Below are 12,521 nucleotides of genomic sequence, written 5' to 3' on the forward strand. Positions count from 1 at the left end.
ACCGTGCACCCTGATGTCGCACGCGCCGAAGGGGAGGAACCTAGACTGCCGCCAAGTGAGCCGGTGACCGGCGCGGCGATGGAGCCGGCCGGCGCGGCCGCCGGGAGCGACGGGAGTCCCAGGTGAAGGTCGGTATCCCGAGCGAGGTCAAAAACCACGAGTACCGGGTGGCGATCACCCCGGCCGGCGTGAACGAGTTCACCCGGTCCGGGCACGAGGTCTTCGTCCAGGCGGGTGCGGGCGCCGGCTCGTCGATCGCGGACGGCGACTACGCCGCCGCCGGCGCGAAGATCATGGCGGACGCGGACGACGTGTGGGGCGCCGCCGACCTGGTGTTGAAGGTCAAGGAGCCGGTCGCCGAGGAGCACCAGCGGATGCGTCCCGGGCAGGTGCTGTTCGCCTACCTGCACCTGGCCGCGTCGAAGGAGTGCACCGACGCGCTGGTCGAGCGCCGGGTGACCGCGATCGCGTACGAGACGGTCGAGCTGCCGGACCGGTCGCTGCCGCTGCTGGCGCCGATGTCCGAGGTGGCCGGCCGGCTGGCGCCGCAGGTCGGCGCGTACCACATGATGCGCCAGGGCGGCGGCCGGGGCGTGCTGATGGGCGGCGTGCCCGGCGTGTACGCGGCGAAGGTCGTGGTGATCGGCGCCGGCGTGTCCGGCATGAACGCCGCCGCGATCGCCCTCGGCATGCAGGCCGAGGTGCTGCTGCTGGACAAGAACATCGCCCGGCTGCGGGCCGCCGACGCGGACTACCGGGGCCACATCCAGACGATCGCCTCCAACGGGTACGAGATCGAGCGGGCCGTGCTGGACGCGGACCTGGTGATCGGCGCGGTGCTGGTGCCCGGCGCGAAGGCGCCGCAGCTGATCTCCAACGAGCTGGTGTCCCGGATGAAGCCGGGCAGCGTGCTGGTGGACATCTCCATCGACCAGGGCGGCTGCTTCGAGGACTCGCGGCCCACCACGCACGCCGAGCCCACCTACCGGGTGCACGACTCGCTGTTCTACTGCGTGGGCAACATGCCCGGCGCGGTCCCGCACACCAGCACGTACGCCCTGACCAACGTGACCCTGCCGTACGCGCTGGAGTTGGCCAACCGCGGCTGGCGGGACGCGCTGCGCAAGGACCCGGCGCTGGCGCTGGGCCTGAACACCCACGACGGCCAGGTGACCTACGGGCCGGTGGCCGAGGCGCACGGAATGAGCAGCGTCGGCCCGGAGGAGGTTCTGGGCTGAGCCGCAGCATCGAACGGGTCATCCGCACCTACCTGGACCACCTGACCGTCGAGCGCGGGCTGGCCGCGAACACGCTCGCCTCGTACCGGCGGGACCTGGGCCGGTACGCGCAGGCGCTGGCGGCGCGGGGGATCACCGACCTGGCCCGGGTGACCCCGCGGGACGTGGCCGACCACCTCGCGGCGCTGCGGGAGGGCGACGCCGACCACCCGGCGCTGGCAACCGCGTCCGCGGCGCGCGGGGTGAGCGCGGTCCGCGGGCTGCACCGGTTCGCGGTCCGGGAACGGCTGGCCGAGACCGACCCCACCCGGGACGTGCGCCCACCCACCCCGCCGCGCCGGCTGCCCAAGGCGCTGGACGTCACGCAGGTCACCGCGCTGCTGGGCGTGCCCGACGACTCGGCGCTCGGGCTGCGCGACCGGGCGCTGCTGGAGTTCCTGTACGGCACGGGGGCGCGCATCTCCGAGGCGGTCGGCGCGGTCATCGACGACCTGGACCTAGACGCGAGCGCCGCCATCCTGCACGGCAAGGGCGGCAAGACCCGGGCGGTGCCGATCGGCAGCTACGCGGTGGCGGCGATCGGCGCGTACCTGACCCGCTCCCGCCCGCACCTGGTCGCGGCCGGGCGGGGCAGCCACGCGGTGTTCCTCAACGCGCGGGGCGGCCCGCTCTCGCGGCAGAGCGCCTGGACCATCCTGCGCCGCGCCGCCGAGCGCGCCGGCCTGCCCGCCGACGGCCCGCACGGGGTCTCGCCGCACACGCTGCGCCACTCCTACGCCACCCACCTGCTCGACGGCGGCGCGGACGTGCGGGTGGTGCAGGAGTTGCTGGGGCACGCGTCGGTGACCACCACCCAGGTGTATACCCTCGTCACCGTCGACCGGCTGCGCGAGGTGTACGCGACGGCGCATCCGCGGGCGCGCGGGTGATGGCGTGTCGACACGCCGCGCCAGTGACGGCTGATGACCGCGTGCCGTGGCGTACAGTCGGGCAACGGCGGTCGCGCTACGGGCCGGTCGACGCCCGCGACGAGTGGCCGTCGGGGTGTCGGGTGCACCGGAGCCACCGTCGGGGAAGGGCGTGACGGACATGGCAGGCAACGACCGGGCCGAGGCGTGGACCTCGGCTCTGCGCGCCGAGCAGTCCACCATGGACCTCGGCGCCGAACTCGGACCCGCCGACCCGACCGCGTACACCATGCGGCGGCCGATCCCCGAGCCGATGCCCACCGACCGGCACGGCCCCGCCCGGATCATCGCGATGGCGAACCAGAAGGGCGGCGTCGGCAAGACCACCACCACCATCAACCTGGGCGCCGCGCTGGCCGAGTACGGCCGCCGGGTGCTGCTGGTGGACTTCGACCCGCAGGGTGCGCTCTCGGTCGGTCTCGGCGTGAACCCGCACAACCTCGACCTGTCCGTCTACAACCTGCTGATGCAGGACGACGTCACCGTCGAGGACGTCATGATCAAGACGGACGTGGCCGGGCTGCACCTGCTGCCCGCCAACATCGACCTGTCCGCCGCCGAGATCCAGCTCGTCACCGAGGTGGCGCGGGAGATGGCGCTGGCCCGGGTGCTGCGCACCGTTCGGCGCGACTACGACTACATCCTCATCGACTGCCAGCCCTCCCTGGGCCTGCTCGCGATCAACGCGCTGACCGTGGCCAACGGCGTGCTGATCCCGCTGGAGTGCGAGTTCTTCAGCCTGCGCGGCGTGGCGCTGCTGCTGGACACCATCGACAAGGTCCGCGAGCGGCTCAACTTCGACCTGGAGCTCGAGGGCATCCTCGCCACCATGTACGACAGCCGCACCACGCACTGCCGCCAGGTGCTCCAGCGGGTCGTCGAGGCGTTCGGCGACAAGGTGTACCAGACCGTCATCACCAAGACCGTGAAGTTCCCCGAGTCGACCGTCGCCGGCGCGCCGATCACCACGCTCGATCCGGCCTCGTCCGGCGCCCGCAACTACCGACAGTTGGCCCGCGAGGTCATCGCCGCCCAGGCCGACCGGGAGTAGCCGGCACGGTGAGTTACGGTCAGGCGGTGGACGCCCCCGCCGTCGAGCCGGGCCTGCCCGAGCGGGACCCCGGCGTTATCAACGAACCGGTGCCGGATGGCAGGTTCACGGTCCGGCTGCACAACTTCACCGGCCCGTTCGACCTGCTGCTCCAATTGATCGGCAAGCACAAGCTGGACGTCACCGAGGTCGCCCTGCACCGGGTCACCGACGACTTCATCGCGCACATCCGCGGCATGGGCGACGCCTGGGACCTGGACGAGACCAGCGAGTTCCTGCTCATCGCCGCCACCCTGCTGGACCTCAAGGCGGCCCGGCTGCTGCCCACCGCCGCGGTCGAGGACGAGGACGACCTGGCCCTGCTGGAGGCGCGGGACCTGCTGTTCGCCCGGCTGTTGCAGTACCGGGCGTTCAAGGAGGCCGCCGCGCACCTGGCCCGGCTGGAGGCGAGCGGCGCCCAGCGGTGGGCCCGCGCGGTCAGCCTGGAGCCCCGGTACGCGCAGGCGCTGCCGGACCTGGTGCTCGGCATCGGGCCGGAGCGGCTGGCCGCCCTCGCGGTCAAGGCGATGACCCCGCGACCCACCCCCGCGGTGTCGATCGCGCACGTGCACATGGTGCGGGTCAGCGTCCGCGAACACGCCGCGATCATGAGGGACCTGTTGATGCGCGCCCGGACGGCCACGTTCCGGATGCTGGTCGCCGACTGCCAGAGCACCCTGGAGGTGGTGGCCCGGTTCCTGGCACTGCTCGAGCTGTACCGGGAGGGGCTGGTCGGCTTCGACCAGACGCAGGCGCTCGGCGAGTTGACCGTGCGCTGGACGGGCGGCGACGGCGCCGCCGCCGAGCTTGACGTGGACGAGTACGCCGGCACGCCCGCACCGGCCGAGGAAGAGGAAAAGCCGTGACCGAGGAGCGTTCGCTCGCCGAACAGGCGGCGGCCTGGGTGCCGCCGTGGGCCCGCGAGCCGGCCCCCGAACCCGAGCCGGCCCCCGAACCCGAGCCGGCCCCCGAACCCGAGCCGGCCCCCGAACCCGAGCCGGCCCCCGAACCCGAGCCCGCGCCCGAACCCGAACCCCAGCCGGAGCGCGAGCCGCGGTCGGAGGCGTCGGTGCGCTCCGAACCGGTGCCGCAGCCGGCGCCCGCCCAGCGGAAGCCCGAGTCGGAGGCGGTGCCCGAGCCGCTGCCGGCGTCCGCCGCCGGTCACGCCACGGCGGTGGAGCAGCCGGCGGAGCCGGTGGCGGGCGAGGTGCCCGAACCCGCGGCGGAGGTCGGGGCGGCGGCACCGACCACGGCGGGGGCGGACGGCGCGGGTACCCCCGAAGCGGCGGAACCGGCGGCGGCGCTGGCGCTGATCGACGACGGCGAGCTGCGCGGCGCCCTGGAAGCCATCCTGCTCGTGGTGGACGAGCCGGTGAGCGTGATCATGCTGGCGCAGGTGCTGGAGCAGCCCACCGGGCGCGTCGACGAGGCCCTCACGGCGCTGGCGGAGCAGTACACGGCCGGCGGCCGCGGCTTCGACCTGCGGCGCGCCGCCGGCGGCTGGCGGCTCTACACCCGGCCCGAGTACGCCGCCTACGTGCAGCGGTTCGTGCTGGACGGGCAGTCGGTGCGGCTGACCCAGGCGGCGCTGGAAACGCTCGCCGTGGTCGCCTACAAGCAGCCCGTCACCCGCTCCCGGATCTCGGCCATCCGCGGCGTCAACTGCGACGGGGTGGTGCGTACGCTGGTCTCGCGCGGCCTCATCGAGGAGTGCGGCACCGAGCCGGAGTCCGGCGCCTACCTGTACCGCACCACCATCCTGTTCCTGGAAAAACTGGGCCTGGATTCGGTCGACCAGTTGCCGCCGCTGGCGCCGTTCCTGCCCGACGATGTGGACGAGGTCGCCGATGCCCAACGCTGACAGTGCCGTGGTCGAGCGGCTCCAGAAGGTGCTCGCCGCCAACGGCATCGGCTCCCGGCGGGCGTGCGAGGAGTTGATCGCGGCCGGCCGGGTGCGGGTCGACGGGCGGGTGGCCCGCCTCGGGGACAAGGTCGACCCGGGCACCGCCGAGATCCATGTGGACGGCGAGCGGCTGATCACCGACACCCGCCTGGTGTACCTGGCGATGAACAAGCCGCGCGGCGTGGTCTCCACGATGGCGGACGAGAAGGGCCGCTCCGCCCTCGCCGACTACCTGGTCAACGTCGACGAGCGGGTGTACCACGTCGGCCGGCTGGACGCCGACAGCGAGGGGCTGCTGCTGATGACCAACGACGGCGGGCTGGCCCACCGGCTGACCCACCCGTCGTACGGGGTCGCCAAGACGTACCGCTGCGAGGTGCCCGGCCCGATACCCCGCACGGTGGGTCGGGCGCTGCGCGCGGGCGTGGAACTCGAGGACGGCCCGGCCCGGGTCGACGACTTCCGCGTCATCGACGCGCACGGGCGGCGCGCGCTGATCGAGGTGGTCATCCACGAGGGGCGCAAGCACATCGTGCGGCGCCTCCTGGAGGCCGTCGACCACCCGGTGAACCGGCTGATCCGCACCGCGATCGGCCCGATCCGGCTCGGCGACCTCAAGCCGGGCCGCACCCGGCGGCTCACCAACGCGGAGATCGCCGCCCTGTTCAAGGTCGTCGGCGGGTGAGGCCGTGACGGCGGCACCGTGGATCGACAAGGTTGCCTGGATCCGGGTCGAGGGCGGCGCCGTCCTCAGCACCCGCTCGTACGGCAAGGACGTGTACTACCTGCCCGGTGGCAAGCGTGAACCGGGGGAGAGCGACCTGGAGACCCTGGTCCGCGAGGTGCGCGAGGAACTGACCGTGACCATCGTGCCGGGGACGGCGGCCGCGGTGGGCGTCTTCGAGGCCGAGGCGCACGGCCACGCGCCGGGCACCGTGGTGCGCATGACCTGCTACTCCGCGGACTACGTGGGCCAGCTCCGCGCGGCCAGCGAGATCGAGGAGGTCGCCTGGCTGCGGTACGCGGACCGGGACCGCGTCTCCGCCGTCGACAAGCTCATCTTCGACCACCTGAAGGACCAGGACTCGCTCCGCTGACCCCGTGCCGTTCGCCGCCCGCGGCGCCCTGCCCGGCCGCGGGCGTGCCGGTTCCGGCGGCGGGTTCCGCGGCTCCGGTTGGGGCGGTTGCGTTGCTTGGGGCGGCGGTTTCGGTCGGGGCGGCCCGGAGGGCGACCAGGAGGCCGACGGCGATGAGGGCGGCGCCGATCGCGACCGGGGCCGTGAACGCCTCATGCAGGACCAGCGCGCCCAGCACCGTCGCCGTCAGCGGCTCGGTCAGGTTCAGCGTCGTGGCCAGCGCCGGCGCCGTGGTCGCCATGCCGCGGATCCACATCAGGTACGGCAGCACCGTGGCCACCAGCCCCACGTAGCCGACCGTGAGCGCGCCGGCCGGGTCCGCCACCCAGCGCACCGCCTCGGGCAGGGCCAGCGGCGCCACGATCAGCGCCGCGCCGGCGAAGAACACCGCGAGCACCACCTGCGGCGGCGTCCCCGCGTCCAGCACGCGCCGGCTGCACACGGCGTACGCCGCGTACCCCGCGCCCGCCGCGACCCCCGCGAGCACCCCGAGCAGGTTCACCCGCGCGCCATCACCCGCGCCGCCGCCCCCGCCGATGAGCAGGGCGAGGCCGGCCAGGCCCACCGCCGTGGCGAGCGCCCACGACCGGGTGGGGCGGGTACCGGTCACGATGCCGATGAGCCCGGCGATCAGCGGCGCCGAGCCGATCGCGGTCAGCGTCCCCACGACGACGCCGGTGTGCGTGGTCGCGACGAAGAAGCTGAGCTGGTAAACCGCCATGAAGACGGCGCCCAGCAGGAGCGCGACGCGCTGCGGCCGCGACCGCCAGGCCCGAACGAACGCCGCCGGGCCCGGCCGCCACAGGGCCAGCGCCAACAGGACGACGCCGGCCAGCGTGGACCGGGCCGCACCGAAGCCCAGGGCCGAGCCGGAATGCGCGCTGAGCGCCAGCGACGTGCCCGTGGTGCCCCAGAGGACGCCCGTGAGCATGACCAGAATGGGTCCGGCGATCGGCATGGTGATTGATAACACGAGCGGGGGCGGGCGTGGTGGGGGGACTGGGTCCTGGGGGTGCCGGTGGGAGCGGGCATGATGGGGTACAGACTGGTCGTGGGGCGAGGAGGAATGGTCGTGGGGGTTCGCTGCGTGGTGGCCGTCGACGGTCCGTCGGGGTCCGGCAAATCCACCGTCTCACGCCGGCTCGCCGCCGCCCTCTCGGCCGGCTACCTCGACACCGGCGCGATGTACCGCGCGGTGACCTGGGCCGTTCTGCAGGCCGGCGTGGAGCCCGGTGACGCCGACGCGGTCGCCAAAGTGGCCGAGGAGACCGACCTGGAGACCGGCACCGACCCCGGCGACCCGCACATCCGCGCCAACGGCGTGAACGTCGACGCGGAGATCAGAGGCCCGGAGGTTACCGCCGCCGTGTCCGCGGTCGCCGCCGTCCCCGCGGTCCGCAACCTGCTCGTGGCCCGCCAGCGCGAGCTGATCGAGCGGTCGGTCCGGGTGGTGGTGGAGGGGCGCGACATCGGCACCGTGGTCGCCCCGGACGCCGACCTCAAGGTGTACCTGACCGCCTCCGCCGCCGAGCGGGCCCGCCGCCGCAGCGCCGAACTCGCCGCCGACCTCGACGCCACCGCCGTCGACCTGGCCCGCCGCGACCGCCTCGACTCCACCCGCGCCGCCGACCCGCTCCAGCAGGCCGAGGACGCGGTGGTGCTGGACAGCACCGAACTGGGCATCGACGAGGTGGTCGCCCGCCTGCGGGAGATGCTGGTCGCCAGGGGCGTGGCATGACCTGGGTAGACCCCGAGGCGCCGCCGACCGACGACGCCCCCGCCGCCGTACTGCCCGTGGTGGCCGTCGTCGGCCGGCCGAACGTGGGCAAGTCCACCCTGGTGAACCGGATCATCGGCCGCCGCCAGGCGGTGGTCGAGGACGTACCCGGCGTCACCCGGGACCGCGTCGCCTACGACGCCCAATGGTCCGGCCGCCAGTTCACCGTCGTCGACACCGGCGGCTGGGAACCCGACGCCCGCGACCGGGCCGCCGCCATCGCCGCCCAGGCCGAGGCCGCCGTGCAGACCGCCGACGCCGTCCTGTTCGTCGTCGACGCCACCGTCGGCGCCACCGACGTCGACGAGGCCGCCGTGCGCATGCTCCGCCGCGGCGGCAAGCCCGTCATCCTGGTCGCCAACAAGGTCGACAACGCCGCCCTGGAGATCGAGGCCACCAGCCTGTGGTCCCTCGGCCTCGGCGAACCCCACCCGGTCTCCGCCCTGCACGGCCGCGGCTCCGGCGACCTGCTCGACGCCATCCTCGACGCGCTGCCCGACGTCCCACCCGTGACCGAGGGCGCCCCCCGCGGCCCCCGCCGGGTCGCCCTCGTCGGGCGCCCGAACGTGGGCAAATCGAGCCTGCTCAACCGCATCGCCGGCGAGGAACGCTCGGTCGTCGACCCCGTCGCCGGCACCACCGTCGACCCGGTGGACAGCCTGGTCCGGCTCGGCGGCGAAACCTGGCAGCTCGTCGACACCGCCGGGCTGCGCAAGCGCTCCGGCCAGGCCAGCGGCACCGAGTACTACGCCAGCCTGCGCACCGCCGGCGCCATCGACGCCGCCGAAGTCGCCGTGGTCCTGCTCGACGCCAGCGAACCCATCAGCGAACAGGACCAGCGCATCCTCACCATGGTCGTCGAGGCCGGCCGCGCCCTGGTCATCGCCTTCAACAAGTGGGACCTGGTCGACGCCGACCGCCGGTACTACCTGGAGAAGGAGATCGACCGGGACCTGCGCCGCCTGCCCTGGGCCATCCGCGTGAACATCTCCGCCAAGACCGGCCGCGCCGTCGACCGGCTCGCCCCCGCCCTCCGCAAAGCACTGGAAGGCTGGGAGCAGCGGGTACCCACCGGTCGGCTGAACCAGTGGCTGACCGCGCTCGTCCAAGCCACCCCACACCCCGTACGCGGCGGACGGGCACCCCGGGTGCTGTTCGCCACCCAGGCGGGAATCGCACCGCCACGCTTCGTCCTGTTCACCACCGGGCCGATCGACGCCGGGTACCAGCGGTTCATCGAACGCAAACTCCGCGAAGAGTTCGGCTTCGAAGGCAGCCCGGTCGAGGTGGCGGTCCGCCCCCGCAAACGCCAGGGACCCGGCGGACGCGGCAAGGCGCACGGGGGGTCTTAGGCACGGACGCACACGTGCGCTAGGCTATAGCGGCTGCCCGGGCAAGTAGACCCGGGCGGCAACGGGACGTGGCGCAGTTTGGTAGCGCACTTGACTGGGGGTCAAGGGGTCGTCGGTTCAAATCCGGCCGTCCCGACCAGGGTTGACCAGGCAAGATTCAAGATCTTGCCTGGTCTCCGCTAACGGTTCCGCTAACGGAGATCGCGCAGAGTCGGTCGTGTCCTCGCCCCGTTAGCGGAGGAGATCGGCCCGTGGCTATCTACAGCTACTAGCTTTCCCGCGGCCAGACCCGTTGGATGTTCACCATCGACCTGCCCTCGGCCGCCGACGGGCGGCGCCGGCAGATGAACCGCAAGGGCTTCGTGTCCCAGGACGCCGCGCAGGCGGCGGAGACCGAGGCCCGCAAGGCGTACGCCCGCGCCGATCTCGCGGCGGACGGCAGCCTCGCCGCCGAGCTGGAGGCCTGGCTCGGTGAGCGGGAGTTGGACGTGCAGCAGACCACGTTGGGCAACTACCGGGACATCGTGCGCTGCTACATCGTCCCGCACCTGGGGTCCCGGCAGGTCTACGCGTTGTCCAAGCGGGCCATCCACGACTTCTACAAGACGCTGCTGACCCGGGGCGGCAAGCACGGTGGCCCGCTGTCCCGGACCACGGTGCGCACTGTGCATCGGGTGCTTATGAAGGCGTTGAAGGATCTGCACATCGTGGTGGACGGGGTGCGGGAGCCGCGTAAGGAGGACCGGGAGACCGCCGGGCGTAAGGGCGTGTGGACCGCGGAACAGGCGGCCCGGTTCCTGGCTCACCACACTGGCCACCGGCTGTACGCGGCGTGGGTGCTGGCCATCGTCGCCGGGATGCGTCGCGGTGAGCTGCTCGGCCTGAAGTGGGAGCGCGTCGACCTGGACGCGGGCCTGCTGCGGGTGCACTGGCAGCGCACGGCCACTTCCAGCGAGGGTGCCATCGAGAAGGCGCCCAAGGGCAAGAGCAAGCGCACCGTCGCGATCGGACCGACCGCGGTGACCGTGCTGAAGGCTCACCAGCGCCGTCAGGAGGTGGAGAAGGAGACGGCCGCGGACCTGTACGAGGACGGTGGCTACGTGTTCTGCCGGGAGGACGGCCGCCCGTACTACCCCCGGTACCTGACCCAAGAGTGGGAACGGTGCTGCCGGGCCGCCCGGGTGCCGGTGATCGCCCTGCACGATGCCCGGCACACCTCGGCGACCACCGGCGCGGACGCCGGGGTGCCGCAGCACGTCATGAAGGACCGACTCGGCCACGCCAGCCGACGTACGACCGACGAGGTGTACACGCACGTGCTGGACCTGAGCGCCCGCAAGGCCGCCGAGCTGATGGAGACCGCCATCTTCGGCCCCTCCGAACGGCCGCCGGCGGACAATCGTCGGGCCACCGCCACGTCGCACCCCACCCGGCGGCTGGCAGTCGTCCGCCGCCGTATGCGGAAGAGGGCATAACCCCCGATCGCCGTGGCCGCCGCTGATTCGGGCGGCGGCCGCGGCGAGTCGGACTGGTGTTTGTCCCGCGGGAATCTGCCGTCTGCGAGCGCCGGGACGACGGTCTGGGCGGCACGTCCTGATCACCCGAAGATGTCCCGACAGCTGCCCGTCTCCCGAACGACTCAATGCGACGCCACGGAAAGGTTACGGCCCAGGGAACTGCATTACCCACGCCCGGTGCGCGATTCGCGGGATGGGCGGACGCATGTGGCTATCCGTCGCGAAGGGCCCCGTCTGTCTCGGTGGAGTGTTGCTGACGCAGCTTTGGGCGAGCCCCTTGAGGCCAAAGCCCGTCGATAGCTTACATACCTTGATGTCCACTTGGCTCTGTTGGGCGCAGTGTGAGCGTCGGTAGGCTGGACACGCTGGGTGATGCGATGGGTACGGAGGTAGCCATGACGCCATCTGGAGGCGATGACCGAGGGGTTCGCCCCGAGGCAAGCGTGATGCAGCACGCCATCCGGCTCCTGAGCCAATGCGGCGAGCCTGTGAGGATGGAAGACCCGGAAGAGTGCGTCGTGGTCATCCGGGCAGAGCTGCGGTTACAAGCGCTGGACTTCTGGTTGCGCAATCCGGACTATCTGGCTGGCGAGCTTCTCACGAAGGTGGAGGGCGGCGACCTGCCGAAGCATTACCTCAGGGTGGTTGAGCATCTGCTCGACAGCCCGGAGCCAGACCTGCACTGGTACCCGATGCCGCGCTGGCATCACGGCGCTTACGAGGCGATCGACGACGCGTTCTCAGTGCTCAGCGCGTACGAGTTGGCGTTGGTGCGGCGGCTGGGTGGGCTGAGGAAGACAGCGCGGAGCCAGTTCTTCCTGACCGAGGCGGGACGAGCGGCTGCGGCCGAGTTGGCGTCGGAGCCGGTACTGTCCTGGTACACCGAGCAAGTGAAGCTTGTCGCCGTCGTCGCGGGTGATGACAACGGGAGCAAGCTGAAGAAGCGGCAGTACCAGCCTCCCCTGTTCAGAGGGGAATTGGTTGATCGAGGGTGATGAAGGAAAGGTGCACCTGACCTGCAAGGATGTGATTGCCTAGATCATGTCCGCAGCAGAAGCGGGTGCACCTTTCCGGTGAGCAAGAGTAGCGGTTGGGATCAGCGGCTGGTCGTGGCCTCGGGTGGGAAGGGTTTGGTTGGTCACGCGGGTGCGGTGCTGCTGCGGCGGTGCGCGGACCGGACCGGTCTGACCGGTGGGTTGAACAGGGTGCTGCCCCGCGGGAAGGGGCCGGGGTGGTGGGATCGGGGCACTGTCCTGGTCTGCCTGGCGGTCGCGGTCGTGCTGGGCGCGACGAGCATGTCCGATATCGGCCTACTCGCGTATCAGGCGCTCGTGTTCGCTGACCCGCAGTCGGAGGCCACCGTCCGCCGGGCCCTGGCCGGTCTGGACGAGGCCGGGCTGCGCCGCATCGCCAAGGCCCGCGCGAAGGTCCGGGCCCGGGTCTGGGACCTGCTCGCCGGTCGACCGGTCGGGTTTCCGTGGCTGACGGTGGCGGGCAAGCTCCTTTCCGGGTGGGTGGTCATCGATCTGGACGCCACCTT

Annotated in this window: 12 protein-coding genes, 1 tRNA gene and 1 pseudogene; 13 read left to right on the plus strand and 1 reads right to left on the minus strand. The window is 72.3% G+C overall.

The window, feature by feature from the left end:
* Window positions 1-122 precede the first annotated feature (122 nt).
* From ald to KJS59_RS24515, 7 genes are all read left to right on the plus strand, one after another.
* A complete protein-coding gene (gene ald / locus KJS59_RS24485) occupies window positions 123-1,238 on the plus strand; it encodes an alanine dehydrogenase (RefSeq protein ID WP_213455316.1) in 1,116 nt (371 codons plus the stop codon).
* The gene (locus KJS59_RS24490; protein ID WP_213455326.1) at window positions 1,235-2,167 is read left to right on the plus strand and encodes a site-specific tyrosine recombinase XerD; all 933 of its coding nucleotides are present in this window, start codon (window positions 1,235-1,237) and stop codon (window positions 2,165-2,167) included. The genes ald and KJS59_RS24490 overlap by 4 nt, the downstream gene beginning before the upstream one ends.
* Before the next feature lie 160 nt (window positions 2,168-2,327).
* Window positions 2,328-3,257 (plus strand): ParA family protein, encoded by a 930-nt coding sequence (locus KJS59_RS24495; RefSeq protein WP_213455327.1) that lies wholly within the window; start codon window positions 2,328-2,330, stop codon window positions 3,255-3,257.
* A gap of 26 nt (window positions 3,258-3,283) precedes the next feature.
* Window positions 3,284-4,162 carry a segregation and condensation protein A gene (locus KJS59_RS24500; protein ID WP_376771255.1) on the plus strand — a complete coding sequence of 293 codons (879 nt, stop codon included), beginning with the start codon at window positions 3,284-3,286 and terminating at the stop codon, window positions 4,160-4,162.
* The gene (scpB, locus tag KJS59_RS24505) at window positions 4,159-5,157 is read left to right on the plus strand and encodes an SMC-Scp complex subunit ScpB (protein ID WP_213455318.1); all 999 of its coding nucleotides are present in this window, start codon (window positions 4,159-4,161) and stop codon (window positions 5,155-5,157) included. Before KJS59_RS24500 ends, scpB begins: the two co-directional genes overlap by 4 nt.
* Window positions 5,126-5,884: a pseudouridine synthase gene (locus KJS59_RS24510; RefSeq protein ID WP_376771256.1), complete on the plus strand. Its 759-nt coding sequence runs from the start codon at window positions 5,126-5,128 to the stop codon at window positions 5,882-5,884. Before scpB ends, KJS59_RS24510 begins: the two co-directional genes overlap by 32 nt.
* Before the next feature lie 4 nt (window positions 5,885-5,888).
* Window positions 5,889-6,296: an NUDIX hydrolase gene (locus tag KJS59_RS24515; RefSeq protein WP_249714830.1), complete on the plus strand. Its 408-nt coding sequence runs from the start codon at window positions 5,889-5,891 to the stop codon at window positions 6,294-6,296.
* Here the strand turns inward: KJS59_RS24515 and KJS59_RS24520 are convergent.
* The gene (locus tag KJS59_RS24520) at window positions 6,256-7,293 is read right to left on the minus strand and encodes a DMT family transporter (protein WP_213455320.1); all 1,038 of its coding nucleotides are present in this window, start codon (window positions 7,291-7,293) and stop codon (window positions 6,256-6,258) included. The two genes, KJS59_RS24515 and KJS59_RS24520, sit on opposite strands and share 41 nt — an antisense overlap.
* A 108-nt stretch (window positions 7,294-7,401) precedes the next feature.
* Between KJS59_RS24520 and cmk the strand changes: the two genes are divergently transcribed.
* The 6 genes and pseudogenes from cmk to KJS59_RS24550 form a co-directional block, all read left to right on the plus strand.
* Window positions 7,402-8,073, plus strand: coding sequence for a (d)CMP kinase (gene cmk / locus KJS59_RS24525; RefSeq protein WP_213455329.1), 672 nt, complete (start codon window positions 7,402-7,404; stop codon window positions 8,071-8,073).
* Complete coding sequence (gene der, locus KJS59_RS24530; RefSeq protein WP_213455321.1) at window positions 8,070-9,464, plus strand: ribosome biogenesis GTPase Der; 1,395 nt, start codon at window positions 8,070-8,072, stop codon at window positions 9,462-9,464. The genes cmk and der overlap by 4 nt, the downstream gene beginning before the upstream one ends.
* A 62-nt stretch (window positions 9,465-9,526) precedes the next feature.
* Window positions 9,527-9,603, plus strand: a tRNA-Pro gene (locus tag KJS59_RS24535).
* A gap of 157 nt (window positions 9,604-9,760) precedes the next feature.
* Window positions 9,761-10,939: a tyrosine-type recombinase/integrase gene (locus KJS59_RS24540; RefSeq protein ID WP_249714831.1), complete on the plus strand. Its 1,179-nt coding sequence runs from the start codon at window positions 9,761-9,763 to the stop codon at window positions 10,937-10,939.
* A 536-nt stretch (window positions 10,940-11,475) separates the two neighbouring features.
* Window positions 11,476-11,976, plus strand: a complete 501-nt coding sequence (locus KJS59_RS24545; protein WP_213455322.1) for a hypothetical protein — start codon at window positions 11,476-11,478, stop codon at window positions 11,974-11,976.
* Window positions 11,977-12,054: 78 nt separating this feature from the next.
* Window positions 12,055-12,521 (plus strand): annotated as a pseudogene (locus KJS59_RS24550) (IS1380 family transposase); the annotation flags it as partial.

Source organism: Rhizomonospora bruguierae, assembly GCF_018397995.1.
GTDB lineage: Bacteria > Actinomycetota > Actinomycetes > Mycobacteriales > Micromonosporaceae > Rhizomonospora > Rhizomonospora bruguierae.